The 26,393-nt window shown below is 64.5% G+C and carries 22 protein-coding genes and 2 tRNA genes; 18 read left to right on the top strand and 6 right to left on the bottom strand.

The window, feature by feature from the left end:
* Nucleotides 1-172 precede the first annotated feature (172 nt).
* Nucleotides 173-1,282 (top strand): WD40 repeat domain-containing protein, encoded by a 1,110-nt coding sequence (locus QW379_09650; GenBank protein ID MEM2870661.1) that lies wholly within the window; start codon nucleotides 173-175, stop codon nucleotides 1,280-1,282.
* 103 nt (nucleotides 1,283-1,385) lie between these two features.
* On the opposite strand, the gene rsmA is transcribed toward QW379_09650, so the two are convergent.
* Nucleotides 1,386-2,285, bottom strand: coding sequence for a 16S rRNA (adenine(1518)-N(6)/adenine(1519)-N(6))-dimethyltransferase RsmA (gene rsmA, locus QW379_09655; protein ID MEM2870662.1), 900 nt, complete (start codon nucleotides 2,283-2,285; stop codon nucleotides 1,386-1,388).
* 139 nt (nucleotides 2,286-2,424) lie between these two features.
* On the opposite strand from rsmA, the gene QW379_09660 reads away from it, so the two are divergent.
* From QW379_09660 to QW379_09675, 4 genes are all read left to right on the top strand, one after another.
* Nucleotides 2,425-3,048: a translation initiation factor IF-2 subunit beta gene (locus QW379_09660; protein ID MEM2870663.1), complete on the top strand. Its 624-nt coding sequence runs from the start codon at nucleotides 2,425-2,427 to the stop codon at nucleotides 3,046-3,048.
* Nucleotides 3,045-4,004: a presenilin family intramembrane aspartyl protease PSH gene (locus QW379_09665; GenBank protein ID MEM2870664.1), complete on the top strand. Its 960-nt coding sequence runs from the start codon at nucleotides 3,045-3,047 to the stop codon at nucleotides 4,002-4,004. The genes QW379_09660 and QW379_09665 overlap by 4 nt, the downstream gene beginning before the upstream one ends.
* Before the next feature lie 73 nt (nucleotides 4,005-4,077).
* Nucleotides 4,078-4,764, top strand: coding sequence for a metallophosphoesterase family protein (locus QW379_09670; GenBank protein MEM2870665.1), 687 nt, complete (start codon nucleotides 4,078-4,080; stop codon nucleotides 4,762-4,764).
* A 156-nt stretch (nucleotides 4,765-4,920) separates the two neighbouring features.
* Entirely contained in the window at nucleotides 4,921-5,148 is a 228-nt protein-coding gene (locus tag QW379_09675) for a hypothetical protein (protein ID MEM2870666.1), read from the top strand.
* Here QW379_09675 and cyaB read toward each other — a convergent pair.
* Together cyaB and QW379_09685 are read right to left on the bottom strand one after the other, a co-directional pair.
* The gene (gene cyaB / locus QW379_09680) at nucleotides 5,087-5,704 is read right to left on the bottom strand and encodes a class IV adenylate cyclase (GenBank protein MEM2870667.1); all 618 of its coding nucleotides are present in this window, start codon (nucleotides 5,702-5,704) and stop codon (nucleotides 5,087-5,089) included. The two genes, QW379_09675 and cyaB, sit on opposite strands and share 62 nt — an antisense overlap.
* 16 nt (nucleotides 5,705-5,720) lie before the next feature.
* Entirely contained in the window at nucleotides 5,721-5,927 is a 207-nt protein-coding gene (locus QW379_09685) for a hypothetical protein (GenBank protein ID MEM2870668.1), read from the bottom strand.
* A gap of 67 nt (nucleotides 5,928-5,994) precedes the next feature.
* Here QW379_09685 and QW379_09690 point away from each other — a divergent pair.
* The 4 genes from QW379_09690 (at nucleotide 5,995) to QW379_09705 (ending at nucleotide 7,379) form a co-directional block, all read left to right on the top strand.
* A tRNA-Ser gene (locus QW379_09690) sits at nucleotides 5,995-6,082 on the top strand.
* 68 nt (nucleotides 6,083-6,150) lie between these two features.
* Nucleotides 6,151-6,426: a hypothetical protein gene (locus QW379_09695; protein ID MEM2870669.1), complete on the top strand. Its 276-nt coding sequence runs from the start codon at nucleotides 6,151-6,153 to the stop codon at nucleotides 6,424-6,426.
* Nucleotides 6,417-6,489: transfer RNA gene (locus QW379_09700), tRNA-Ala, on the top strand. The genes QW379_09695 and QW379_09700 overlap by 10 nt, the downstream gene beginning before the upstream one ends.
* Before the next feature lie 119 nt (nucleotides 6,490-6,608).
* A complete protein-coding gene (locus tag QW379_09705) occupies nucleotides 6,609-7,379 on the top strand; it encodes a hypothetical protein (protein ID MEM2870670.1) in 771 nt (256 codons plus the stop codon).
* On the opposite strand, the gene QW379_09710 is transcribed toward QW379_09705, so the two are convergent.
* Nucleotides 7,370-8,674: a protein-L-isoaspartate O-methyltransferase gene (locus QW379_09710; protein MEM2870671.1), complete on the bottom strand. Its 1,305-nt coding sequence runs from the start codon at nucleotides 8,672-8,674 to the stop codon at nucleotides 7,370-7,372. The two genes, QW379_09705 and QW379_09710, sit on opposite strands and share 10 nt — an antisense overlap.
* Nucleotides 8,675-8,876: 202 nt before the next feature.
* Between QW379_09710 and QW379_09715 the strand changes: the two genes are divergently transcribed.
* From QW379_09715 to QW379_09755, 9 genes are all read left to right on the top strand, one after another.
* The gene (locus QW379_09715; protein ID MEM2870672.1) at nucleotides 8,877-14,357 is read left to right on the top strand and encodes a zinc ribbon domain-containing protein; all 5,481 of its coding nucleotides are present in this window, start codon (nucleotides 8,877-8,879) and stop codon (nucleotides 14,355-14,357) included.
* Nucleotides 14,358-14,475: 118 nt separating this feature from the next.
* Entirely contained in the window at nucleotides 14,476-15,540 is a 1,065-nt protein-coding gene (locus QW379_09720) for a GTPase (GenBank protein MEM2870673.1), read from the top strand.
* Nucleotides 15,521-15,829 (top strand): HgcAB-associated protein, encoded by a 309-nt coding sequence (locus QW379_09725; protein MEM2870674.1) that lies wholly within the window; start codon nucleotides 15,521-15,523, stop codon nucleotides 15,827-15,829. Before QW379_09720 ends, QW379_09725 begins: the two co-directional genes overlap by 20 nt.
* Nucleotides 15,826-16,650: an arsenite methyltransferase gene (gene arsM, locus QW379_09730; GenBank protein ID MEM2870675.1), complete on the top strand. Its 825-nt coding sequence runs from the start codon at nucleotides 15,826-15,828 to the stop codon at nucleotides 16,648-16,650. The genes QW379_09725 and arsM overlap by 4 nt, the downstream gene beginning before the upstream one ends.
* Before the next feature lie 176 nt (nucleotides 16,651-16,826).
* The gene (locus QW379_09735; GenBank protein MEM2870676.1) at nucleotides 16,827-20,189 is read left to right on the top strand and encodes a DNA polymerase II large subunit; all 3,363 of its coding nucleotides are present in this window, start codon (nucleotides 16,827-16,829) and stop codon (nucleotides 20,187-20,189) included.
* Nucleotides 20,186-21,514, top strand: coding sequence for a DGQHR domain-containing protein (locus QW379_09740; GenBank protein MEM2870677.1), 1,329 nt, complete (start codon nucleotides 20,186-20,188; stop codon nucleotides 21,512-21,514). Before QW379_09735 ends, QW379_09740 begins: the two co-directional genes overlap by 4 nt.
* Nucleotide 21,515: 1 nt before the next feature.
* Complete coding sequence (locus tag QW379_09745) at nucleotides 21,516-22,484, top strand: tetratricopeptide repeat protein (GenBank protein ID MEM2870678.1); 969 nt, start codon at nucleotides 21,516-21,518, stop codon at nucleotides 22,482-22,484.
* A gap of 101 nt (nucleotides 22,485-22,585) precedes the next feature.
* Nucleotides 22,586-23,614: an exosortase/archaeosortase family protein gene (locus QW379_09750; GenBank protein MEM2870679.1), complete on the top strand. Its 1,029-nt coding sequence runs from the start codon at nucleotides 22,586-22,588 to the stop codon at nucleotides 23,612-23,614.
* A 233-nt stretch (nucleotides 23,615-23,847) separates the two neighbouring features.
* Nucleotides 23,848-24,024, top strand: coding sequence for a hypothetical protein (locus QW379_09755; protein ID MEM2870680.1), 177 nt, complete (start codon nucleotides 23,848-23,850; stop codon nucleotides 24,022-24,024).
* Between the two features lie 96 nt (nucleotides 24,025-24,120).
* Here the strand turns inward: QW379_09755 and QW379_09760 are convergent, their stop codons facing one another.
* Together QW379_09760 and QW379_09765 are read right to left on the bottom strand one after the other, a co-directional pair.
* Nucleotides 24,121-24,648, bottom strand: a complete 528-nt coding sequence (locus QW379_09760; protein ID MEM2870681.1) for a hypothetical protein — start codon at nucleotides 24,646-24,648, stop codon at nucleotides 24,121-24,123.
* Between the two features lie 141 nt (nucleotides 24,649-24,789).
* Entirely contained in the window at nucleotides 24,790-25,647 is an 858-nt protein-coding gene (locus tag QW379_09765) for a VanZ family protein (protein MEM2870682.1), read from the bottom strand.
* Nucleotides 25,648-26,393 lie beyond the last annotated feature (746 nt).

Here is a 26,393-nt window from a genome sequence, read left to right on the forward strand (position 1 = left end):
TGGGTGATGAAATTGAGGCAAGGAAAACGATCGCTCAAAACAGACAATTATTCTTCCGTGGAATAGCTTACAATGCGCACAGAATGATGGTAATTTTTTTAGTATTTAAGGATTTCTAGGCAGCCTAGGCAGCCGGTGCAGTTGAAATACCCGAAGCGCGATCTATACCGGCGTGAGCCCCAGGACGCTCTGCGCCGTCTCGGTGGTGCTCCTCCTCGCCCTCATTCCGGCGGTGGAGGGCAGAAAGGCGCAGGTGGACACCCTCAACACCGGCGCAGCGGGGGAGACGGTGTTCTACGGCCTGAGCTGGAGGCCAGACGGCTCCTCGGCCCTGATTGTCGGCGATGGTCCTACAGCGCTGATATACAGGCGGGCCACTGGAAGCTTTACTGCCCTTGTCCCCCCGGAGGGGCCCCGTTTCCTGCTTGACTGCGCATGGCGACCCGACGGGGGCTACGCCCTAGTCTCGGGGTCGGGTGGCTCCTTGTACGCGTTCAACGGCGAGGCCCTCGTGCCTCTCGCAACGGGCACCGAGGCCTATCTATACGGGGTCTCGTGGAGCCGGGAGAGCAAAGAGGCGCTTGTGGTCGGAGGGAATGGAACGGTGCTGAGGGTTGTGGAGGGCAGTGTCGAGAGAATTCCCTCGGGAACCTCGGCCACCCTCTTCGACTGCTCCTTCAGGCCCGGTGGGAGCGCCCTGATTGTCGGAGCGGAGGGTACGGTGCTGGAGTATGGGCCCAGCGGAATTAGGCGTCTCGAAATCAACACTACGCAGGGCATCCTTTCGGTATCATGGAACCCGATGGGAACACTGGCGATATTGACCGGTAACAGGGGGACCATCGCCACCTATAACGGAACAACCTTTCACTTCGTCCTCAGGGACATGGACTACACATTCCTCGGCTGCTGCTGGAGGCCTGACGGCTCCTCGGCGCTCGTCTGCGGAGACACGGGCATGATTCTCGACTACAGAGCCGGGAGGCTATCGTGGATAGAGACGGGCCTCGGGAGCCCCCTCCAGGACATAGAGTGGTCCCCGCTCGGCGACACCTTCCTCGCGGTCGGGAACAAAGCCCGTGTGGTCCGCTACCCGAAGGCGGGGGAGGGGGAGGGGGCCTGCCTGCTCGCCAGTCCCATATTCGTCACAGCGGCTCTCCTCTCGCTCGGCGCCGGGGCCGTTCTGTATCTGCTCCTGACCCACCAGAGGCGCCCGGGTCGGAAGGGGAGTGAGGAAGGTACCCCGAGGAGGAAGGAGAGGCGGTGGCGCCGGCGGCGCTGAGGGGCTGGGGGGCGGGGGGTAATGGGGACGCGGACTGGCGGTGAAACGGCCGCGAAATGTGGGAGCAGCCCCAGGTGTGAGTCGTCCAGAAAAAAGGAACGGTTCAGGAGAGCTCGGCGAGAGAATTCGCAAGCCGCGCAATCTCCTCCGGCGAGAGGTTCTCGGCCCTCCTTTCATTAAGGCTGGCCACGCCCTCCAGCTGCTCAAGAGCCCTGGCGAGGAGTCTTCTAAAGAGAGCGGCCCCGTCACGCTCTCCAACCCTGTCCCGCCTAAGCGTGCCGACCCTTCCCCCGCGGGTCCACCCGTCCTGCTCCAAGCTGGGAGCGCCGACGCGCCGGCCCAGCGCGCCCCCGAGCGCCGCCGCTTCGGATAGGAGGGCGTTCCTCACGCTCTTCCTCCTGTGCGAGAAGAGGGCCCTGGCCACGGCCGAAAAGAGCTCCCCGTCGGCGACGTGGAAGGGGCAGGGGCGGGGCCTGAGCTCGACAATGGCAGAGCTGACCTCCGGCTGGGGTGAGAAGGCCGAGGGCGGGACCTCCTCTAGTATTCTGCACTCGGCCCGCCTGTAGACCTCCACGCTCAGCCGCGAGTAGTCCGGGGAGCCCACGGGGGCGCACATCCTCTCTGCGAACTCCCTCTGGTACATCAGGATGCCGAGCTCGAAATCCCTCTCGAGCAAGCGGAATGTTATGGGCGAGGATATCGAGTAGGGCAGGTTGGAGACCACCTTGTTGAACGGCGGGAGCTCGACCCTGAGAGCGTCCGCGAATATAACCTCCACATTGTCCGGAAGGTCCGACAGGAGGGGCCGGAAGCGCCTGTCCCTCTCGATGGCAACCACCCTCCTCACGCGCGGAGCGATTCTGCGCGTCAGGACGCCGCCACCCGGGCCTATCTCGAGGACGATGTCCCTCGGCCCCAGCCGGGCGTACTCCACCTGCCTCTCGGCCACCCGCTCGTCGGTGAGGAGGTGCTGGCCTAGGGCGCGTGTGCGGCGCGAGGTCATGGTAATAGGCAATTCAACTCGGGGCAAAATAGTTTGGTGTTGGGTTTCCCGCCCGGAGTCCGCCCTCGGGTTCGGGCGGCCGGCCCAGGAGGCTGAAACCTTTTTAACCCCCGCCCGGGATACCTCGCGAGGGAATTGAATGACCGACGAGAGCGAATACAGGGCGGTCCTGGCGCGCGCGAGGGCCAAGCTCCCCGAAAAGGTCACCTCGGGCGAGAGGTTCCAGCTCCCAGAGCTGGACATCATCTACGAGGGGAAGAGTACAGTCTTCAGGAACTTCGGCGACATCGTGGACCAGATACGCCGGGAGCCAGGCCACGTACTCGGCTATCTCTTGAAAGAGCTTGGCACCGCCGGCACACTGGACGGGCGGAGGGTGGTGTTCAAGGGCCGCGTGGCGGCCAAGGCCATAGAGGACCGCATCAAGAGCTTCGTGGAGATGTACGTGCTCTGCCAGGAGTGCAACCGACCCGACACCCACCTCCACAAGGAGGGCAGGACCGTGGTGCTGGAGTGCGAGGCCTGCGGGGCCCATAGGCCGGTGACGATACGCAAGGGCCTGAAGCAAGCCGAGGAGCCAGCGCTCGAGGAGGGGAAGGTCTACCAGCTCACCATCGAGGACGTCGGGAGGAAAGGCGACGGGATCGCGAGGAAAGGGGGCTACACGATATTCGTCACGGGCGCGGTCAAAGGCGCCACAGTGAAAGTGAGGATAGAGAAGATATCGAACAACGTGGCCTTCGGGGTGATCTCGCAGGAATGAGGAAGGAGCTCCCCGCGGTGGCGGCGATGGGCCTCCTCTTCGTCACCGCTATAATGCTCGGGATGGTGACGTCGAGCATCCTCCCGGCGGAGTACAGGGTATTCGGCGAGAGGACCGGCGCGTTCGAGAACTCGCTGTACCTCTTCGCCGTTGTGCTCGTCTTCACGGCCGTCATTCTTGCGATCGCGAAATGGGGCAGGGCCCGGCTGATTCAGATAATCATTCTGGCCGCGGTCGGCATGTCCGTTTTCTACGTCTCCTACCCCCCACTGGCGGTTGCGGGCCTCGGGGGCTTAGGCCTCTGGGGTGGAGTTGACGCCGCTCTCCTCTTAGCAGCCCTCATCGGCGCGCTAGCTGTGGTTGCGCTCTACAGATATCCCGAGTGGTACGTCATCGACGCCACGGGCGTGGCAATGGCCGCCGGAGTCACGGCGATATTCGGAATATCACTCCAGACATCCGTCGTCATAGTGGCGCTAATCATCTTCGCAATCTATGACTATATCTCCGTCCACCAAACGAAGCACATGATTGCATTGGCGGACAGTGTGATGGACCTGCGACTGCCCGTGATGCTCGTGATTCCCAAGAAGCTACCCTATTCGTTTCTGAAGCAGAAGAGGCTCAAGCTCCAGCTCGAGGAGAAGTCGGAGAGGGAGGCGATGTTCATGGGCCTCGGGGACATCGTCTTCCCGGGGATGCTGGTGGTCTCGTCCCTAGTTTTTCTGCAAGGGGACGTCACAACGGCTCTCGGCCTGAGGAGTAATCTCGCCGTCGCGCTTGGCACTCTGGCAGGCTGTATCGCCGGCTTCCTGGTTCTTATGCGGTTAGTCCTCAAGGGGGACCCGCAGCCCGGCCTGCCCTTGCTCAACGGCGGCGCGATAGCTGGTTACCTCCTGAGCGCCCTTCTTGTCTACGGCCACCCCGGCCTCACCCTGCCCGGGCTGGGGGTCTGAGGGTGGTTGCGATGCTAATATCTCCCCTCCGCATCCCCGTCGTAATGGAAATTCAACGAAGGAGCGAAGGGTTATGAGGCTGCTCGCACTGGCGGACATTCACTCCTCTAGCAGAGGTGCGGATGCGATTCTGAGGATGGTTGAGGGCCACCGGCCCGACGCGCTCGTCGTCGCCGGGGACCTCACCTCCTTCGGACCCGCAGAGTTTGTCCGCGAGCTCATGAGGCGTGTCCCCGTCCCCGCCCTAACCGTGCCAGGCAACTGCGACCCGCCTGACGTTGAGCTTGAGCTATCGAGAGAGCCGGCCGTGAATCTAAACCTCAGGAGGCTGGAACTCTGTGGAGTCGCTTTCGTCGGTCTCGCGGGCTGGCAGGTTCCCCCAGCGCTGGGCGAGTGGGGCTTCCCCCCACACGAAGCGGCGAGACGGCTCGAGGGCCTCCTCGGGGAGGGGGACGTGCTCATCACCCACGTCCCACCACTTGGACACGTTGACATAGTACCCGGTCGACCCTACCGGGAAGAGAAGACGACGGTGCTTCACGCCGGCTGCGTAGAGCTCGCTCGGGCTGTGCGTCGCTGCAGGCCCGCGCTCGTTATAAGCGGCCACATCCATGAAGCCCGCGGAATTGAAGAAGAGGGCGGAACCATTTTTGTGAACCCTGGACCGGCGCGAGAGGGCTTCGGAGCGATTATTGAGCTCAGGCGCGGCGGAGACGGAGCACGAGCCGAAAGAAAAAATATCCAATTTATAAGAGGATAGACAAAAAAATTCGGATATATAAGCCGAAGGAAAAATGGGATTTTCGAACTTTTGAGCCCATTTATATATATAAATATAACTAATTATATTTATTACTATAAAGCGCATTTGCGGGCAAAAAGAGTGGCGTGAGCGACACACCATGGAGGCATCGAAATGGTGGAATTCGAGACGATTCGATCCGAGAAGAAGGAGTTTGGAAGGAACAACTTCATTGAGGTGGCTCGAAAGAAGGCCAAGACCGACGATGGTGAGAATGAATTCATTTCAGTTTCAAGGGGCTACTTCCTGCCCGATGGGACCGAGAGGTTCAAGAAATCACTCACGATACCCGACGACCCAGCGATAAAAGAGTTTGTCGCCGAGAAGATAAAGACCCTCTAGAAGAAATACCAGCGACCTTTGAATTCCCCTGCGCTCGGGGGGCTAGAATCAGCTCTAAATAAGACCTCCTCTCTGTCTTGTCCAGCCCCAGCTGATGCAGAAGCCCGAGTACCTTTTCGAGTATACTGGCGTAGCGACGCTCATCGACCTTCTTCTCGACCTCCAAGAAGACCCCGAGGCCCTCGACGCGGTCGAGGCAGACCTTGAGGCCCCGCACTCTGAAGATTCTTCGCCTCTTCCTCACAACACCCACGGGCTTGAAACCCAGCCTGAGGAGCAAAGCGCGGGCGGCGGAGGCGCTGCTGACGGCTAGCTCGACCTCCTCGCGCGATTTGCTTCTCCTGTCAAGCTTGGGTCCCTTGTAGGCGATGGAGGCCCCTTTCCTCGAGGCCCTCACCCTGAGGGCTTCGTCGCTCATCTCGAACCTACGGGAGGGATGGGAATAGTAGGTGTCGGTCTGAACCGTTTCTCCGGTCTCCTTGGCGCCCATTTTTTTCAGAGAGCGCAGGATGGCGCGTACGTCGGTGACGCGCGCTTTTGCCTCAACTTCGATCAAACCCTCACCGTCGCGCTCATCCGCCGGATACGACACGAATCACCTTAAGCTCGTCACCGGGCCTGATTCTGGAGTCGACTGGAATTGGCCGGTCGCCCCTAACTATGATTGCGCTCTCCGGGCTCAGCTTCAGCTTCCTGAGTAAGGCGAAGCCGTCCGCGTCCTTCTCCAGCTCGACCAATTCCTTTTTCCTCTCGGGAAGCAGGAGTACACTGACGCTCATGTGGAACGACACAATTAATACGATGCATCGTATTAAGCCTTTGCCCGGCATGCCGCGGCGCATTTCTGCCGAGGTAGCCAAGCCCGGTTCACGGCGGCAGGCTCGAGACCTGCTGGTCCGCAAGGGCCGCGGGAGTTCGAATCTCCCCCTCGGCGCTCAATTCGAGCTAGGCAGCGCCTCGGGTGAGATTCGAAAACGCTGGGAGACCACTTGGTGATTTCCAATGGTCTCCCGCGCCTTGGCGAGCAAGCTCGCCTGCGGTCTCCCCGTCGGCGCTCAATTCGAGCTAGGCAGCGCCTTAGGTGGAATTCGAGGCGGGGCGGAGGAGGGCGGAGGGCGCGGTCTTATGGACCCCCTCCCCAGCGACGCGTACCGGTTGATGCGCGTGCGCGGGAACGCAACTCGGACGGGCGTAAACCAGATAAGGGGGACCTGCTATCCTATTTCTGCAGATGGAGGCCGCTTCCCGATAGGGACGGGCGCCGTCGTGGGCCGATAGATCAGCTGGTAGATCGCATGCTTCGCAAGCATGAGGCCACGGGTTCAAATCCCGTTCGGTCCACTAAGAACTTTCTACTCCGTCCCATAAGTTAAGGAAGGTTCGACAAAGAAAGCTCCGCGCGCTCGCGCTGACACCTCGCGCAACTGATTAATAACCCGCAAGAATTCATGAATCCTGCAATGCTGACGCGCGTGCTGATCGTGTTCGAGCCCGGAGATGCTCCCCTCGCCGAGAGGGTTGGAGAGGCGCTGATTCAATCCGGCTTTCTTCCTCGCCCCTTCCCCCTCCCCACCGGGCTCGGTGGGGACCCCGCGAGCTCGCTCGATACCGCGATCGAGAAGTCCGGGGCCTGCGTCGTCCTCCTCACCCGGAGTTTCCTCTGCTCGCGCTCTCTGGCCCCCACCCTCCGGACTCTCCAGGCCCGCCTTCCCGTCGTGCTTCTTCTCTCAGGGGACGTGCGCCCATCGGAACTCCCTGAGGCGCTGGAGAGCTCACCACTCGACAGCTACTCCCTAGCCCAGATAGGCGTGCTCCTCCGGAGGGAGATTAGGAGGTGGGAGGGGATGCTGCGCTCCAGAGAGGGCCCAGCTCGCGAGGTCTGCAGGATGGGGCCGTACGAGCTGATCCCCGGCCGACCAGTCGAGATTCCCCTTGCCGCTGGCAGGGGCGACACCGTCCTTGGAACTCTGACCGAGGAGGATGGGGACGACTTCCGGTGGCTCATTCTCGACGAGAGGGGCCTCCGCCGGCTCGAGAGCGGCGCGGGGTTCCAGGCCGAGGCCTCTGACGAGGGCTTCGGCTCCTACAGAGTTCGTTGGGAGGTCCCGGGGCCGGGCCCCTGGTACCTCGTTCTGCTCGCTCCCGGTAAAAAGGGCTCGAGGCTCGTGACCGCGAAATTGCTCAGACACGGAGAAAAAGAGGGCCGGCCACGGGACGTGCCTCAGGCGTAGCCGTCCAGCTCCCCGCTCCTCCTGCGGAGATAGAGCTTGGCGCTCAGGGCATCCTGGTCCTCAGGGTCGCTCTCGAGAACGAGCTCGGCGTAGGATGATAGCTTCTCCTCCTGAGCCTGCCTTAGACGCAGCAGCCTCGCCCGCTCCGTGGGGCTAAGGCTCGGGTCCCTCAGCTTCTCGCCGGTCTCTCTGCACAGTGAAATCAGGGAACGGATGAGCAGCGAAGCCGCCGGCGGAATAAGAACGTGGTGTCTGTCCAGCTCGACCGCGCGATCCAAGCACCTCACCGCTTTGTCCAGTCCGCCGAGCATGTAGTGTGCGACGGATTTGCATATCCAGCCGTCTGCCGTGTCCTCAGGGAGGCACATGATTTCATTGAAAACGGCCCTTGCACTCATCACGTCCCCTCTCCGAAGCCCTTTCTGGAGCCTGCTGATGTAGTTCTCGATCGCGGCCGGGCCCATCATGACGCGATGGCCCCGCGCCCTCCTAACCCTCTCCTCAACCAGACTTTGGGACTTTGCGTCTATCCGAAGATGCGAGCGGAGTTCCCCGAGCAGAGCCCTCTCCTCCTGCGTGAGGGGCCCGTCGGCCAAGAAATGCTCGAGAACCTTCCCGTAGGTCGCGAGCCTCCTCTCGCGCGCGCTGAGTTTCGGCGGTGGTGCCTCGAGGGGCGAGAAGACGACATCCATCAGCGCCTCCTCCTTATATCCCCTCCCCTCCCTTCTCACAGCGAGCAGGGTCTGGACCTCCGGGCCTCCCACGGGTGCGATCAGGATGCCGCCGGGCGCAAGCTGCCGCCTGAGGGCCGGTGGTATCCTGTCGACACGGCCCGTGACCAGAATTCTGTCCCAGGGGGCCTCGCGGGCGAACCCCTTCGTCGGGTCGCCACCCGAGACCCGAATCTCTGGATAGCGGCCCGTGAGGTTCTTCTCCGTTATGCGGCGAATCTCGCGGGAGTGCTCCACGACCCTCAGCCTGCTCACATGGGCGGTCTCGCAGACTAGCGCCTCGAGATAGCCCGACTTCGAGCCCAGCACTAAGACAGAGTTTCCCTCTCTGAGTTCCAGCCTCTGGAGAATCTCGGCAATGATGCTGGGGGCGGATATGGTCCTGACCGACCCCCCGCTCTCGTAGAATGGGACGGGCCTGTCCGAATACGCCATTGCCCTGAACCTCGGCGGAAGAAATGAGCTCATGTCCGTGACCAGAAGCGCCCTCTTCACCCTCGCGTCCCGTAGAACGCCCTCTCGCTCCAGCCTCTCTACCAGAGCGAGCCTCTCATCCTCGCCCATCAGTGCCTCATACGTCGCGAGTTTAATTAACTTTTTTCTGCGCAAATCTTACTAACGATATGAACAATTATAAAATGCTCAAACCCAACAATGTATTTATACCCAATTTCCTTTTACCCGGCATAATGGGAAAGACATACGGGCGTGGAGGACCTGGAAGGGACTTTGGTCCAGGGACTCCCCCCTCTGGAGGCCCGCACCCATGAGGAATGGCATGGCTGCTCTGGCTCTCGCAGCCGCCCTGCTCCTGATACAGCCCCTATTTAATTTCGCTTGGGCAGGAGATGGGGGGGGCATCCCCCGGTCCGGGGGCAGGGCGGGTCCGCCGCAGAACTCAGACCGCTGGGACATCGTCGGCAACGTGACGCTGACCGGCCACTATATATTTGACGGGAATATCACCATCTACACCGAGTCGTCGCTGACGATTAAAGAGGGAGGCAGTCTCATTATTCCCTCGAACCGGAGCCGACCACGCGCGATTTTCATGAAGGCCGGCGGGAGCATCGAGCTCAGGGACGGCTCCCGGCTCGAGGCCCCCCGCATTGAGGCTGAGTCTGGAACTGGCCTGACGGTTGTGAACAGGAGCGTCTTGAAGGTTAGCGGGACAATCAACGCCAGCACCGCGACCATTCTCGAATCGACGGTCCTTGTCGTCGCGCCCGATGGTCTCCTCCCCGGGGAGCCGGGTTGCCCGGCCATCCTAAGGTTCCCGGGAGGGGGCACAACGCTCAGGTCCACGCTCGGTGTGAGCGCAGGAAACGGCGCACCGGGACTCAACGCCACGGGCATGGCTGGTGGGTCTGGCGGGGACGCGACCGTGGTTATATCCACCCTCGGCCTCGAGGACATCAACCTGACGATCGCAGCGGGTAACGGCGCGGACGGCGGGAGCGCGGGAGGGACGAGCTTCAATGGCGGCTCTGGCGGGTCCGGCGGAACCGTCCGCATCCAGCTCTCGAGTCCCTCCCTGCGAAGGAGCTCCCTGATCGCGAGGGCCGGAAATGCCGGGAGGGGCGTGGCAGGCTACACCACCACCTCGGCGAGCACGAGCGCTGGTGACGGCGGGGCCGGAGGGAACGGCGGTAGCGTCCAGCTCGACTGGAGCGGGAGGAGCCTGAGCATCGCATCATCGAGGCTCGAGCTCGTCGCCGGCAACGGGGCTAAAGGCGGCGACGGCGGACTGGGCAACTACAATCTCAAGAATGGCGGTAACGGGAGCGCCGGCGGCGACGGTGGGTCTGTCTCCGTTGCCATCACGACAAGGGGTGGGTTCAACATCATCGATTCGGACTTCCGCCTGACGGCGGGCTACGGCTCCACAGGCGGAATATTCGGCCGCGCCCTCCTCGGAGGCTCGGACGGTAGGGCCGGCGCTGGCGGGGCGGGGGGCAGCTGCCGCTGCGGAATCTCGCTGGAGGACACTTTCACCGGCACCAACGCATCCATTGCCTGCGAGGCTGGAAACGGCGGGGCGGGCGGGGTCGGAATCGCGGGTGGGAAGGGCGGCGCTGGGGGCGCAAGCAATCTGACGATCGATGTTGCCTACCTAATGGCGGAGCCGACATTCACGTTCAAAGGCCGCCTTCTCTCCTCTCGGGGCGGGGACGGAGGGGCCGGGGGCAGGGGCCTGAGCATCGGCCAGATCAAGGGCCAGCCCGGCGACGGAGGCAAGGGGGGCGGGGCGCGGCTGGCGGTGCACGCATCGAGCGTCGCCGAGCTGCACAACACGAGCCTTCTGTGCGAGGAGGGTGCGGGCGGCGCCGCGGACAAGCCGGGCGTCCCGGGGAACCCGGGAGTGGGCGAGCTCTATTTCTACAGCCACAAAATCACGATGTGGGACTGCACGGCCACCCAGCCGATGGGCCCCGTGGACGGCATGGACAAATGGGCCCTCTGGAGCACAGAAATAGCGAGCAATGTCCACTTCCTACCGCCGAGAGAGGCTGGCATGGCGGAGGAGTACTGGAGGGCCACCGTCGCGGTCAACGACATTTTCGGGAACGCGATCCGCGACGGCTCCGTTACCGTTGAGCTGATGAAGAACGACTCGAGAACCATCCTCCAGTCAAAGAGAACGGACCCGCTGGGCGCGGCGGAATTCTGGGTTCTCGGCGCCAGGTACACTCCCAGCCCCGCCGAGAGCGTCCGCGTGGCCGAGTACATCGTCCGGGCGATCGACGATCGCGGCGGGTTCTCCAAGCAGGTCAGCTTCCAGGCGGTCAGGGACGTCCGCGTCACCCTGACAATCATCGCCAAGCCCAACGCGCCCCTCGTCACAATCACCCAGCCGGACGCGAGGCTCAGGCCGATTCTGCAGGCCTCCGACTTCATCAGGTTTGACGGAACCATCGAGCCACTGAACATAGAGGGGGAGGCCTGGGACCATCCACAGAACCCCGACCCCGCCATATCCGCGGTGGAGCTCAGGATAGGCGAGGACGGGCCATGGCTTCAGGCCCATCTCGAGCCCTCCAGCCAGCAGATGAATCTATGGAAGTGGAACTACACGTGGGATGTTTACAACTGGGCGCTGAACATGCTCTCCAGATACCCGCTTGGAATAATTCCGGCACCGATATACGCGCGAGCCTACAACGAGAAGTACTGGTCCGATAACCTAGAGAGAGGCGGCAGCGTCGTCGTCCAGAACCTGACCGTCAGGCTCGTCAGGATACCTCCCGCACCGCCTGTGGTTGAGATTGTCAAGCCAGTCCATTCCAACGCCACAAGCATCAACTTCACAGAGGTCAGGTACGAGAAAGCCATCACCTTCGACGCGCGGGCCGTGGCACAGGAGACACGAATCATGAAGTGGGTCTGGTGCTTCGATGACTCGGCGGGCTTCAAGGCCCACTTCTCGTCCCCCGACTCCCCCGAGGTCACGATCCGCTACTCCAAGGAGCTCGAGGACGCCCATTTCTTCGTCGTCCTGAAGGTTTACGACAATGAATCCGCACGGAGGAGCTCCCTGGTTCAGCAGGGTGTGTCCGTGGACGAGTTCCCATATCAGTTCGACCCAACTGACGGAAGCGTCTATGTGAAGCTCAGGGTACATGTGCTGCCCTCTCCCCCACCGCCCCCGAGGGTCCCGGTCGAGAAGTACGCGCTCTACATCGCGCTTGGGGTGCTAGTAATCGTCATGGCGGCGGGGGCCGTGAGGGCCTTCCAGATTCGCCAGAAGCACATCGAGGAGAAGAGGCGGAAGGAGGAGCGCGAGAGCCTCCGCATCGAGGTCACGGAGCTGAAGTGCGCCAGGTGTGGCGAGGCCCTCGCCGACCCGGAAGCGGGCTGCATGCGCTGCAAGGCGCAGGACAAGCTGACCGCGGTCCAGACCTCCCTCTCCCATCTCAAGACGCTTGGGGTTAACGTCTCTGAGGCCGAGGTCATGCTGGAGGCCGCCGTGGACGCCTTCGACGCTAGATCCTTCGACGACGCGATCGCAGGGGCTGAGAAGGCCGGCGAGAAGGCCAAGGAGCTCGAGGCCAAGTACATGGACACTTCCAGTGAGATTGCGGAGTGGGAGGGCAAAGTCTCCGCGCTCAAGGTCGATCTGCCAGAGGCTGACGTGAGCGAGCTCGAGACAAAGATATACCACTCCAGGCTCGCGCTCGGGAGGGGGGACCACGCAGAGGCCCTTAAGAACCTCGAGGGCATGGATGAGCTCTTGACAAGGGCCGCCAAGGTTGGCCAGAAGAAGACCTACGAGACCCTCATCGAGTCATGCAAGAGGATGGTCGACAATGTCCGCAACAGGGGCGTGGTTGTGGCCCAGAGGGTCGAGGCCGCGCTGGCCGAGGCGGCGTCAGCGCTTGAGAAGCTCGAGTATGAAAAGGTGAAGGAGCTCTGCAAGGAGGCCGAGCTCTTGGTCAAGGAGGCCAGCCGGCTCTTCGTGAAAGCGAGCGAGAACCTTCGCCGGGCCGAGGCCAGGGTCCTGAACGCCAAGGGAATGGGAAAGCCCGTTGGCGAGTGCGACGAGCTGGTGACTCAGGCGAAGGGTGCTCTCTCCGCCGGAAACTACGCGAGGGTCATGGAGCTCTCGAACAAGATACTCACATTCTTTGGCGTCTCACCTAGGCCAGCCCCCAGTCCGGGGGAGAAGGTGGCCTGGAAGAAAGAGGTGGTGCGCATCGAGGGCTCCGCCGGACCTGCGGAGCCCAAGAAGCCGGTGATCGTCACCCCAGGCCCCGCCGCGCCTCCCCCGCCGCCCCCGCCCGCCCCCGCGCTCGAGCCCTCTCGCGAAGAGCTTGAGAAGTCGCAGAAGGCGATACTGGCAGCCCAGAACATCATCAACAACGCGCGTGAGCGCGGCGTGGACACCACGGACCCCACGGAGCTGCTCGAGAAGGCCCGGGCCGCCCACAAGGCTAGAATATACGATGAGGCCGTTGAGCTGGCCAAGAGCGCGCGCTTCCTCGCCGAGGAGCTCATGAAAGTCGCTCCCCCGGCAAAGCCTCCCGCGCCCACGCCGGCGCCCCCGCCGGCCGCGGCCCCGGAGGCGGCGAAGACCTGCGCCCTCCCCGGCACCGCCCCCGCCCCGGACACCGAGCCCAACAGGACAATTCAGGAGGCGGAGAGGCTGATGGCGGAGCTCGCCAAAACCGGCGCGGACCTCTCCGGGCCGGAATACTCCCTAACAAGGGCGAAGTGCGCCCGCGACGGAGGTTCGGGGGTTGTCGCCCTGACCTACGCGAAGGAGGCGATTCAGGCAATTAAAGAAATCAAAAGTCAGTACGACTCGGCCAGAAAGGAGCTCGACGCGACCGAGGCCCTTGTGAAGGCGGCGAGGGACAAGGGCGTCGATGTCTCAGACGCGGAGTTCCAGCTCAGGCAGGCTCGCGCCGCCATGGAGGGTGGAGCCTTTGGAAGGGTGACCGACACCTGCAAGAACATAGCATCGATTCTGGCGGAGCGCGCTCCGGAGCTGGCGGCGCCCGCGCCCCCGCCCGCGCTAACCACGAAGCCCCGCGAGGCAGGGCCTGGATGTCCGCGCTGCAACAAACCAATAAAGCCGCACTGGAAGACCTGCCCGTTCTGCGGAGCCTCTATCGCTCCAGCGCCAGCCCCCGGTCCCCCCGCTCCAGCCCAGCCCGCCCCAGCCCCACCCCCTGCCGCCCCTTCAGTAACCTGTGCAAAGTGCGGGGCCACGATGAAGCCCCACTGGAAGGTGTGTCCAGCTTGCGGGGCCGCGGCCGGGGTGCCTGGTGCTCCACCAGCCGTTGCCAGATGCCCTGTCTGCGGCCAGAGGGTCGAGCCTTCGATGAGCTCATGCCCGGCCTGCAAGACCTCCCTGACGCCCGAGTCCATTCCGCCCGAGCCGCCGAAAAGGGTTCTGAAAGTGGTCAAGAGCCCCCGGATAGTGACCCCTGAGGGACCCCCGCCACCCCCTGCCCCACCAGCGCCCTCCCAGCCCCCGGAGCCCACGGGGCCCACAGAGAAACCCCCGCCGCCAAAAATCATTCTCCAAACCCCGCAACCGGCCACCGCGGAGCGACCTCCCGCCCCGCCCTCACCCCCCACAACACCTCCCCCCTCGCCAAAACCCCCCAGTCCTCCCCAAGCACTAACACCAGCACCCCCAGAACCCCGCGCGCCAGCGCCCGAGGCTGCGGGAGCGGAGGGCAGGGTCGTCCTGAAGGTCAAAAAGAAGCCGAGGATAGTGGATGAGAAGAAGGCCGGGTGAGGTGTTTGCCCGCACGCCACCTGTTTCGCCCCTCATTACGGCTCTCGTGCGATGCTCCCCTCCCTCTCAGAGCAGGGACTGGGCATGCTTTTAAACCCGCCGGTCTCTAGCCCCCATCGTGTTCCTGATACCAACGGTCCCCACGTCCCAGGAGCTCCTTGACAAGGCGTTCAGGCGGGCCTCTAGGGCGACCGTGGCAGACCCCGAGAGACGGTACAGGCTCAGAAAGCTCTCGATCGCCCGCCTCGAGAGCGCCTCCCAGACGATCGCCGCAGCACTTGGCAAGGTCGTCAGATCCTTCCCCTCGTTCAACGAGCTCCACCCGTTCCACAGGGAGCTAGCGGGACTCGTCGTAGACCTTGACGCGCTGAAGAAGGCCCTCGGCGCGTTGGAGTGGGCCAGGGTGAAGGTCCTCGAAATCGCGCGCCTGGAGCTGGGGAGGATGCGCGTGTCAATCGACCCAGAATACCTCGAGCGAAGAAGGGCCGCGGCCTACGGCCGAATCAGCTCCGTGGTCTCTCGGGTCTCGGGGGCGCTGGAGACTGCAGCGCGCGCGCGGGAGAAGCTCCTCTCGCTCCCGACGATTTTCCCGGAGGCACCGACGGTCGTCCTCGCGGGCTGCCCCAACGCCGGCAAGTCCTCGCTCGTCGCGAGGCTCTCGAGCGCCAGACCGCGGATAGCGCCCTACCCATTCACGACCAAGGGAATTCTGGTCGGCCACTTCACGCACAAGTACCGGACCTATCAGGTCATTGACACGCCCGGCCTCCTCGACCGTCCCCTCAAGAAGAGGAACAAAATGGAGCTGCAGGCGATTCTAGCGCTGCGCCACCTCGCCGATGTGCTTGTCTTCGTCATCGACCCGACAGAGCAGTGCGGCACCCCCCTACCAAGGCAGAGGGCCCTACTCGAGGAGATAAGGAGGGAGTTCCCGGGGATTGAGGTCATAGAGGCCGAGACGAGGTCTGACATCCTCAAAACGGGCTCTTGCCTCGCGGTCTCGGGCCTGACGGGCGAGGGCGTGGAGGCCCTCAGGGCCCTGATTGTGGAGAGGCTGGGCGCTATTGCGGTGAGGAAAGAAAAAGAGAAAAAAAGGTCAGAAAAATCAGAAACTTCAGAATTTTCAGAAAATCTTAATTACTCCCTCCGCCATCCCTCGCTTGATGCCGGCGATGAGGAGTAGGCGCGGGGCGGGTTGCTGCCGGGTTGCCGCCATAGTGAAGGTCGATGCGAGGGGCCAGCTGGTCCTGCCCAGCGAGCTCAGGCGGGCCGCGGGCATCGGCGCGGGCGAAAGGCTCGCTCTGCTCACGTGGGTGGTCCGGGGAAGGACCTGCTGCATCGCGCTCGTCAGGGCCGACGAGCTGGGCGGGGCCGCACGGGAGCTGATCGGCCCTCTGTCCGGAGCCCGGACGGGCGCGGCCCCCGCGCGGCGAGAGCTGCGCCGCCGGGGCGGAGGGGGGGGCCGACAATGAGGAGGGACGAGAGGCTGAAGAGGGCCGTCAGGGAGCGCTACGGCAGAATAGCGAGGCGGGGCGGGAGCTGCTGCGCAGCCCCCGGCTCATCGTGCTGCGGCCCACCGGGGCTGTCGAGCGCCGCCCTCGGATATTCGGATGACGAGCTGCGCTCCCTGCCCTCGGGCGCGGACATGGGCCTCGGCTGCGGGACACCTGTGGCGCACGCGTCCCTCAGGAGGGGCGAGACGGTTCTGGACCTGGGCTCCGGCGCCGGAATCGACTGCTTCCTCGCGGCGCGCAGGGTCGGTCCAAAGGGCAGGGTAATCGGCGTCGACATGACGCCCGGGATGGTCGCGAGGGCTCGGGCCGCGGCGCGCAGGGGTGGCTACACAAACGTTGAGTTCAAGCTGGGCGAGCTCGAGCGCCTGCCGGTCCCGGACAGCTCCGTCGACGCCGTCATATCGAACTGCGTTATCAACCTGGTCCCGGACAAGGCCCGGGTGTTCAGGGAGGCCTTCAGGGTGCTCAGGCCCGGCGGCAGGCTCGTCGTCTCGGACATCGTCCTGAGGGGCGAGCTGCCGGAGTGTGTCAGGCGCTCCGTGCGCGCCCACACCTCTTGCATCGCCGGCGCGGTGCCAGAGGACGAGTACCTTAGGCTGATAAGAAGCGCTGGCTTCCGCAGGCTCCGGGTTTTGCAGGAGCGGGGCATCAGTGGCGATGAGCTCGTGGAGGGCGCGGGCGGCTTCAATGAGGAGCGCCTGAAGGTTGCGAGGGCACTCGCCAGCCTCACGGTGCGCGCGGTGAGGCCGCGAGCGCGCAGGCGACAATCCGTCACATAATTAAAACCCGGGGCCGTTTCCGCGCGCGATGAGCCCCGGCCCGCCCGGCCCGCCACTCAGGGCCCTATCAATCAGCGCGCTCGAGGCACCGCGCGCCTGTCAGCCTCGGTGCCTACGCGGGGCAACAGTTATCCCTTGCAAGTCCATTACCATGCGCGGAACGGCAGGGCGGGCGCATGGAGGGCCTCCCAGCGTGCAGCGAAGAGATGAGGCGCTACTTCGAGGCGCTCGAGGAGGGCGCGAGGGCCTGCTATGCCATCGCCGAGAGGGCGAGGGCCCGGGGCCTAGACCCCGAGACCCACGTCGAGATTCCCCTTGCGAAGGACCTGGCGGCTCGCGTCGAGTCGCTCACGGGCCCGCCGGGCGTGGCGGCGAGAATTCGCGAGCTCCTCGCAAGAACGGGCAACAGGGAGGAGGCGGCCATCGCGATCGCGAGCGAGCTCGCGCGCGAGCTGAGTGCGTCGGGCGTCGAAGAAGCGATGTATCAGGCGATTCGGACCGGGCTCGCGATACTGACTGAAGGCGTCGTGGTTGCGCCTCTCGAAGGCGTCGTGGGTGTCAGGCTCAGGCCGGGCCCCGGCGGCTCTCGGTCCGCTGCGGTCCTCTACGCCGGCCCCATTCGCTCAGCCGGGGGCGGGGCACAGGCGCTGAGCGTGCTTCTCGCGGACATCGTGCGGAGGGAGCTCGGGCTAACGGGCTATAGGGCCACACGCGAGGAGATCGAGAGGTTCAAGGAGGAGATTCCACTCTACAAGCAGGTCCAGCACCTGCAGTACACGCCCACGAGCGATGAGATAGAGCTTGTGGTCTCGGGCTGCCCCGTCTGCATCGACGGCGAGGGGACCGAGGAGGCCGAGGTCCAGGGTTACAGAGACATCAAGGACATCGAGACCAACAGAATTCGCGGCGGGGCGTGCCTCGTGATTGCGGAGGGCCTCTGCCTTAAGGCGCCGAAGATTCTCAGGCACGTCCGCAGGCTCGGCATAGACGGCTGGGACTTCCTAAGCGCTCTCGTCTCCAGAGCGGGGCCGGGCGAGGCCGACGCGAGCCTCCAGGCCCAGACCCTCCCCAGCGAGAAGTACATCAAGGAGCTGATCGCGGGCAGGCCGGTGTTCTCGCACCCGAGCCGACCCGGCGGCTTCAGGCTGCGCTATGGCCGCTCCCGCACCTCGGGGCTCGCCGCGCTCTCGATCAACCCCGCGACGATGGTCTTGCTCGACGAGTTCCTCGCCGTGGGCACCCAGCTCAAGATAGAGAGGCCCGGGAAGGCGTCTGCAGTGACGCCCTGCGACAGCATCGAGGGACCAATAGTGCTGCTGAAGAGCGGGGACCTCGTCCAGGTGAATAGCGCACAGGAGGCCCGAGCGGTGAGAAAGGAGGTCGAGCGCGTCACGGACCTCGGCGAGATTCTCGTCCCCTTCGGTGAGTTCGCAGAGAACAACCACATTCTCCTCGAGGGCGCCTATTGCTGGGAGTGGTACTCGCAGGAGCTCGCGGCCCGCCTCGGCCCAGGCGAGGACGTCTCGCGCTACCGCCACCCATCTCCAGAGGAGGCCTTCGAGCTCAGCGAGAGGCTCGGCGTCCCCCTGCACCCCGACCACAACCTCTTCTGGCACGACCTTAGCCCAGCCCAGATACGAAGGCTCTCGGGGCTGGTGCTCGAGGGTGGGAGGCTCGAGGCCGGCCGGCTCCTCCTGCCCAAGTCGCGGGAGCTGAAGGAGCTGTTGATTCTGCTCGGTGCCCTGCACATCGAGAGGGATTTCTATATCCTGGAGCGCTGCGCCCTGCCTCTGGTTCGCTGCCTCGGCCTCAAGCCCGACGGCGAGCGTCTCTCGCTCAGGGAGGGCGCGGAGGCGGCGCTACGGGCCGCCGGGGACTTCGCGGGCCCGATGGAGCTCGTTCGCGCGCTGTCGGGGCTCAGGGTCGAGAAGCGCGGGCCCACGCGCATCGGCGCCAGGATGGGCAGGCCCGAGAAGGCCCGGGAGAGGAGGATGAAGCCCCCGCCCCACGTCATTTTCCCCGTCGGGGAGGCTGGAGGCCCGCAGAGGCTCCTGAGCAAGGCCGCGGAGGCCGGCGAGGTCGAGGTCAATGTCGGGCTCAGGAGGTGCCGGGAATGCGGCGCGACGGGGATATTCCCGGCCTGCTCTTGCGGCGGCAGAACGGAGCCTGTGCCCCAGCGCATTGGCAGGGCCGAGGAGAAGCACACCATCGACGTCAGGTCCCTGCTCGGCGCCGCCGCCAGAGCGCTCCACGAGGGCACCCTGCCCGAGATCAAGGGCGTTCAGGGCCTGACCTCGGGGCAAAGGACCCCTGAGATTCTCGAGAAGGGAATTCTCAGGGCGAAGCATGGTGTCTTCGTGTTCAAGGACGGGACCGCGAGGTTCGACATGACGGACGCGCCCGTGACCCACGTGAGGCCGCGCGAGCTCTCCATCACAGTCGAGAGGATGAAGGAGCTGGGCTACGAGACCGACTACACCGGCGCCCCGCTCGAGAGCCCCGACCAGCTCGTCGAGCTCAGGCCGCAGGACGTCATCGTCTCGCGGAACTGCGGCCTCTACCTCCTGCAGGTCTCGCGCTTCGTGGACGAGCTTCTGGAGAAGGTCTACGGCCTCGAGCCGTTCTACTGCGCCTCCTCGCCCGAGGACCTCATAGGCCACCTCGTCATCGGCCTCGCCCCCCACACCTCCGCGGGCGTTCTGGGGAGGCTCATCGGCTACACCAGCGCGCTCGTGGGCTACGCCCACCCATTCTTCCACGCCGCCAAGAGGCGCAACTGCGACGGCGACGAGGACTGCGTCATCCTTCTCATGGACGCCCTCCTGAACTTCTCCGAGTCCTTCCTTCCCGTCAAGCGCGGCGGCAGGATGGACGCGCCCCTAGTGCTCTCCGCCATCGTCGACCCGAGCGAGATAGACAAGGAGGCCCTGAACCTCGACGTCGGGCCCTCCTACCCCCTCGAACTCTACGAGGCTGCGCGCCGGAACGCCCACCCAAGGGAGCTGGAGGCGCTCATCGACACCGTCGGCAGGAGGCTCGGGACCCCGGCGCAGTACGAGGGCTTCTGCTTCACCCACGACAGCGGCGACATCGGCGACGGACCGCGCGAAAGCGCCTACAAGACCCTCGGCGCCACGACCAAGAAGATGGAGGCCCAGTTCTCCCTCGGCCAGAAGCTCAGGGCCGTGGACGTGCCCGACATGGCGGCCCGGGTGATCGAGACCCACCTCCTCCCCGACATCATCGGGAACCTGAAAAGGTTCAGCAAGCAGATGGTCCGCTGCGCCAAGTGCGGCGTAAAGTATCGGAGGGTCCCGCTGACGGGCTTGTGCCACAGGTGCGGGTCGAAGCTGGTCCTGACGGTCCACGAGAGGAGCGTGAAGAAGTACATCGAGCTCGCCAAGAGGATGGCCGAGAAGTACGCGGTTGGGGACTACACGAGGCAGAGGGTAGCGCTGATGGAGAAGGCGGTCGAGTCCCTCTTCGAGAACGGGCCCATCAGGAAGAGCAGGCTCGAGGATTTCATGGGCGTGGAGTGAGTGGGGTCAGTGATTGTGCTGCAGTAATTTCCACGCCGCCGCGGCCGTCGGCGCGGGTCGAGTGCCGCAGCAAAAGGGTTAAATACGGAGAGGCGGATTTTCAGTTCGTCGTTGGGGTGCCGAGCGTGCTCGCCCTCAGAGTGGCTCAGAAAGACGGAATTTTTTATATGGTGAGCTATCGCGCCCCAGACATCCTGCACAGGGTCCGATTCCTGAGCAGGGACTACGGCGGCGCCGAAGAGCCCGCGAGACCAGGCGAGGAGGAGATTGCCGCCTTCATCAGGGGCGTCGAGAAAAGCGACGCCGCGTTCCAGAGGGCCCTGATTCGGAGGAAGGTCAGGGACATCCTAAACTTCTACGAGAACGCCCAGTCCCAGCCCATGATTCCCGGGCCGGTTCTTCTCTACACCGACGAGAGGCTCGACTTCCAGCCCCTCGGGGGCTACACCGCGCTCGGCAACCTTTCCGAGCCCTCGCGCCCCTTCATCATCATTGACGGCCAGCACAGGCTTGCGGGCCTGAGCCTCTTCGCCTCCAAGCACCCGGAGCTCGCGGAGTCGGTGGAGGTCCCCGCGATAATCTTCGATGGAAGGCAGGAGGACTTCGCCGCCGAGATGTTCGTGATCATCAACTCCACCCACACCCGCATCAACCGCTCCCATCTCGTCGACCTGATGGAGAAGGTCACGTACGGCGCGACGCCCGAGAAGAAGTGGGCGGCATGGATAGTTAGGGAGCTCTATGAAAATCAGGGCTCGCCCCTTCGCTACAAGATAAACCGTCTGGGCGGGAGGAGCAGGCAGGACAAGTGGATTCTCCAGTCCGAGCTCTACAACGAGATTTACCGCCTGGTCGACCCGCGCCGGGCGGGCGAGGCCGAGGCCGAGGAGAGGAGGGGGAGGAGGGGGAGGCCGCCCGGCACGGGCGCGGCTGAGGGCGCGAGGAGCATCCACAGGTTCATCGCCTCGGAGTACGGCTGGGAGAGACGGGGGCGAGCGCCGGAGCTGTTCATCGAGTACTTCCGGGCCGTCCGGGCGACCTTCGGCGAGATCTGGGGCAGCGAGAAATACATGCTCAACACCTCCGTTTGCATAAAGGCGCTGGTCAGGACGCTCGGGAACCTGCTCGCGATGGAGGATGTGAGGAGGGAGTGGCGGAAACTGAGGAGCGCAAGCGTTTTCACCTCCCGGATACAGGGCTGGGCGGCCCTCGCCGCCGACCTCAGGCGCGAAGGCTTCTACGAGCGCTTTGCGGCCAAGGGGCAGGTGGAGAGGGTCAGGGTGATTCACAGGGAGCTCGTCAGGAGGCTCGGCGGGGGTTCCTGATATGAGGAGGAGAAGGGAGCCCGAGCCCTCCGGACCTTTGGTTGGGCTCAGGGCGCTGAGGGGGAGGAGGGGGAGGAGGCCGCGCGCGGACCGAGACGGCCCACCGCCCCCGCTCACCGCCGCCCCGGCGGGCGACGGCGCCTGGGCCTTCGCCGAGAGGCCCCGGAATTCCTATTTCCTCTCGGGCTGCAGGTACCTGATGAGGGGCAGGCACGCCACTGCAGGCGCGCGCTTTAGAAAGGCGCTCGCCATCGACCCGTACCACGCGGACGCGATGCATCACCTTGCGATAGTTCTCGACGCCACCGGCCACACGCGCGATGCACTCGAGCTCTGGGAGAAAGGAGTGGAGCTATGCAAGGCCGCCCTGCCGCCCGATTTCTGGGCCGGTGAGAACACCCTGCCATGGAAGCACCCGGGCAACAGGCCATTCCTCAGGCTCACACACGGCCTCGGCTGCATCCTCCACGAGATGGGCCGGAGGCACGAGGCCTGCGAGGTGCTTGAGGAGCTGATGCGCCTCAACCCGAGCGACGAGCAGGGGGTGCGCGAGCTGCTGATGGAGATTCACCTTGACGCCGACAGGCTCGGCGCGGCCGTGAGGCTCGCGGAGCGCTTCCCCGACGACAGGCTCCCCGGGATGGTCTACGGCAGGCCTCTGGCGATGTTCAGGGCGGGGGCGAAGAAGGAGGCCACGGAGCTCCTCGAGGAGGCCGTCAGGCTCCTCCCGAGGGTGGCCGAGGAGCTGCTCAAGGAAGTCCACCCGAGGCCCCAGACCAGCACCCCTGGGCTGGTCACGCCCGGCGGATGGGACGAGGCCTACGACCACTGGCTGCGCTTCGGGAGGTTCTGGAGCGGCGAGGCGCTGGAATGGCTCAGGGAGACGGTGAAAAGGGTCGGGAAGAAGAATTCCGGGAGGGACAGCGGACCGGCGAGCGAGACGGGGGGGGTCAGCGGGCGCGCCCAATGATTATGACCTCCTCAGCGAGCGCCGAGTTAATGGTGGATTTCCATGCCGGAGAAATGGGTCCGGGGGCGAGCTCATGACTCGGTGGGGGGAATTGGGTAACGATGCCCGCGGACCATGACCGCACGGTAAGGCGGGAGGGAGCGGCCCGACGTGGCCCCCGCTCCTCGAAGAAAACGGCATCGCGGCCCAGAACTAGACTCGCGCAGGCCGCGGGCCTGATTCTGGCCTTCGTCGGCGTCAACCTGCAGTGGCTGACGCATCTGCTCTGGGCCAGATGGCTCGGGATCGGGCTGATTCTCGCGGGCGCGGGCATTGCGTTCTATACGGCGCTAGTATCGCCCGCGGGCGGCGAAGAGAGGACGGATCTAGCGCACCGACTGATAAAAAAACTCACGCTCAACGGGAGGCTGGTGCCGCTCTTCCCCATTCTCGCCGCCGGAATTCTCGCCCTCGACCTCGTCTGGAACTTTCTGATCGCGAAATCATCGGTCTTCCTATCGCAAGACTGGACCCTCTGGGCGCTGGCGGCGGTGCTCTTCCTCTATCCGCTGGTTCCGCCATCCTACGGAAAGGAGAGGGACTTCGCCCTGATTCTGGTTGCGCTCTTCACCCTGACTATGGTCGTCCCGATGGGCCTCTACAGGCTCGCCACGGGAACCATAGAGCTCCCCGGGGGTTTCGTCGAGGCACTTCTGGGCGCTCCCACCGCCGCGCTCGTCAGCCTCACTGGCGTCCACGCACGGGCACACGGCATTTATGTAACGTTTCAGATGAGCGACGGGAGGTACGAGTCGCTCGGAATCTCGACCGCCTGCGCCGGGCTCGACTCTTTATTCCTCTTCATCTCCGGATTCGTCGCATTCATGCTCGTCGAGAACCCGCGAATGGACGCCAGAATAGTAGCCGCGCTCTTCCTCGGAATTCTCACGGCCTATCTCGCGAACCTCCTTAGGATGACGATCATCGTCCTCGCGGGCGTGCACTGGGGCAGGGAGGCGATGCTTTCGGTCCACGAGAACGCCGGCACGCTGATATTTCTCGGGTGGATAGGAATCTTCTGGTATCTGATGTACAGATTCGTCCTCAGGGCCCCTGCGCGCGCGCCAGGCGCGGGTCCCCCCGCGCGCTGAGGCCCGGACCTCCTGGCAACGATATCGCGGACCTGTCGTGGTCGTCACGCTCGTGGGGCATGTGCGGGCGCCGCGCATAAACACCACCGTTTATTTACGGAGGCTCGCGCAATTCGGCTCACGAAAAAACCTCTCCAGCGACGGAGGTCTTGATAAAACCAGTATATATATTTTTCACATCCAAGACAATAAAGCATTAATAATAAATAATGGATGCATCCCCAGGTGATGATATGCCGAGACCGAGGACGAGGAAGCTGACGAAGGCCGAGATGAGCATATGGGTTTCCGGGTACAACAGGGGCCTGCAGGCGGGTCTTGCGGCAGTTGAGAGAGCGCTCGCGGCCGTCCGCAAGGAGCAGAGAATCAACATCCGCGACGAGAAGGACGTTGCAAAGAAATTCAGGTAGACCGGAACCCGCGAATTCTGCGGCGCCCCCGTGCCACTGAGCTTCTCATCCCGCGCGGCCCTCGGGCGGGCTCCGGACGCGCAGAGGGGCGCGTATTCAGAACCCAGCGCGCGGGTCCGGGCGACGCGGCGCCCCGGATGGCCCGTTCGCGGGAAGGGCCGCGGCCTCGATGGAGTCCCCCGCGCCCTCCTCAACGGGAATGGCCTCGGCGACGGGAATCGAATCCGCGATTTCCGCCGGAGCAACCCCCTCCTCGGCGGCCCTCGCGGGCTCTAGAGCAGCAGCCCCAGCAGCATCCCCAGTCCCGATAACCCTCTCCCCGGCCGCCCCCTCCGCCTCAGGGACCGCCTCCGGGAGCGGCGCGACCCTCCGGGGCCTCCCTGACAGCGCCGCGGCCAGCCGCGGAGTGGCCTCTGCACTCCCGAAGCGCAGCCAGAGGCCGGCGACCATTATCACAAGTCCCGCGCCGATGCCCGCGAGCTTGAGGGGCCCGATCGCGCTCGTGTCCAGGGGCCTGCCCCTGTATACAACGTCCCAGAATAACGAGAGCAGGGCGCCGCCGGCGCCGATGTGAATGAAAAAATCACCCGTGATGCGCCTGACTTGCCCTCGTGAATCACCCACTCCCGCACCCCCGCAGCCGCCCAATCCATTTCAGGGAATTTAAACCCACCGCTCCGGGGTGACGTGGCCCGGGCTCCTCTCTATTTTGAGCGCCCCCGGAGAAGTTCCCGGGGACCGCAAGTAACCCCGCGGCCGGAAAAATCAGGCCCCCCCGCCCTGTTTTCCGCGCTGATTGACCGGGCCGGCCAGAGCCCGGATGCTCAGCAGCACCGCCGCGACCCCTATGAGGCCCCCGGCCGTGTCTATGAGAACATCAATGACCGAGGCCTCCCTCATCGGAACGAAATACTGGTGGACCTCGTCAGAAATCGCGTAGAGGAATATGAACAATGTTGAGAGAGCGAGAGATACCTTTGTCCCATTCCCGGACCAGCCTGCGGCGAGCTTCCGCGGAATGTCCGAATTCCCGGCCCCGCGCGGTGGCGCCGCGCCGCCCTCCCCGCCGGGACTCGCGGGCGACTCCTCCTCGCCCCCGGAGCCGCCCGGCCCTCCGGCCCCGGGCGCAGTGTCACCTCCCCCGCCATAACCCCTGGGCGAGCGCGTCTCGCCGGCCCCGGAGGCCCCGCGCGGGTCACCGCGCGCGGAGGCGTCTCCCTCCGGCCGCACAGAACCGCTCCCCGCCTCCCCTTCGGCGCCCGTGGAGGCGCCACGCGCGGACCGTACTGCCCGCGCCCGGCCGCTCCACGAGCTCCGGCCCCCGTCCGCGGCCGCCCGGCGCGAGCGCCTCAGGACTCTCGTGACCTCCACGGCCGCCCCCACCGGGAACCCGAACCCCAGATAGATCAGGAAGTGCTCGACGTCGGGCGTGTGGGCGGTCGCGCCCTCGCCCCCGACGGTCTCGACGGTCCGGTTCACGGTCTCGTGGACGCCCTGCACGCCCCCCGGCTGCTCCTGAATCGGCGCGCTCGAGAGCTGGAAGATGCAGGCGGCGTAGAGGGCCACGATTATCCACAGGAGGGCGGAGACCGCGGCGAGCCTCCTCACCTTTCCCAGCGTCATCCTTCCCCCACGCATATTGAACCCGGTGCGATATAACGTTATCGGCTCGGATTGTGCGGTCCCGGCCCGTCCGGCGGCAGAGAGCAGACCTCGCAGTTCCTCCAGCAGATTCAGCAATCGCCCAGATGAGACCCTCCGCTTCGACCCCGGGGAGCTCATGAGACGCCTCAAGGAGGGGGAAGGGGGGCGCTCGCCGGGGCCCGGAGATGGCCCGGGCTCCGCTCTATAAAAAGACCCCGGGCAGAAAAGGGGGCACGGGGCGGGGGAAAAGGTCTCCGGGGAGAAAGGGGGCCGGGGCGGAAAAAGGGCCTCCAGGCAGAATGGTTGGTGAGGGCGGAAAAAAGGCATTCGGGAAGAAAAGGAAGCGGGGACTGGTGGCCACCCGCGGGCGGGGGGCCTCCGGAGGAGACGGAGGCTCGCGGGGCGGGAAGCCGGCTGGGGCTTACCGGCCGGGCGCAGCGCTCCTCCGGGCGGGGGCGGGCTCTGGGCTTTCTGCTGAGAATTCCGGCGGCCCGACAGCCTGCGCATTATTCCAGCAGGGCCCCGCGCCGCATTAAAAAGCCCGCTATTGCCGGGGCGGGCACTTCACGCTCCCGTAGGAGCAGAACACGCAGCAGTCCCATTTTTTAAGATGAGTTCACTGTCGTATTGGACGTGGGTGCAGACTAGGGATGGCGGTTCTCAGTCATGATCTAGTACCGTGTGCAAAAACTAGACTTATGTATCTGACCTGAACCGCCAAAGAT

The sequence above is a fragment of the Thermoplasmata archaeon genome (assembly GCA_038851035.1).
In the GTDB taxonomy this organism is placed as follows: Archaea; Thermoplasmatota; DTKX01; order VGTL01; family VGTL01; genus JAWCLH01.